Genomic DNA, 452 nt, shown 5'->3' on the forward strand with positions numbered 1-452 from the left:
GTACCAACCCATTTGTTACCGCCTTGGTGTCGCTCTTTTTGTTCTTTTAGGCGTTCCTCTAGGGCTTTCATGAGTGCTTCAAGCGAACCATATTTTTTGAGTAGGCGCCGCTGGGCTTCGGTGAGATTGTTGGGGTCAAGTTTAAGTTCCAGCCATTCTTTGGGGATATTACCCAATTTTGCCATCAGCTCGTCAATATCGAGTGTATCAATACCTTCAAAATAATCTGCCATGGCACGGTCAAATTTATCAAAGTATTTTTCGTCTTTGACCATACATAGGCGAATCAGCTCGTAGAATTGTTCACGGTCGGCAAACACAATGCCTGTTTCTAGCAAAGCATAAAGGTCTAGCAATTCACGAGTGGAAACTGGCACGCCATATGTGCGTAAGGTGTAAAAAAGATTGATAAACACACCAATCCCCTATCGACTACGACGCAGCATAAAGCC

1 protein-coding gene is annotated in these 452 nt (G+C 44.0%); it reads right to left on the bottom strand.

Going from position 1 to position 452, the window contains the following annotated elements; genetic code table 11:
* Positions 1-416 (bottom strand): hypothetical protein (locus tag J1781_RS00340; protein ID WP_456239070.1); only part of this gene is annotated, 416 nt, incomplete at its 3' end.
* Between the last annotated feature and the right edge of the window lie 36 nt (positions 417-452).

Origin of the sequence: Rahnella perminowiae (genome assembly GCF_019049695.1) — a bacterium.
Taxonomy (GTDB): domain Bacteria; phylum Pseudomonadota; class Gammaproteobacteria; order Enterobacterales; family Enterobacteriaceae; genus Rahnella; species Rahnella perminowiae.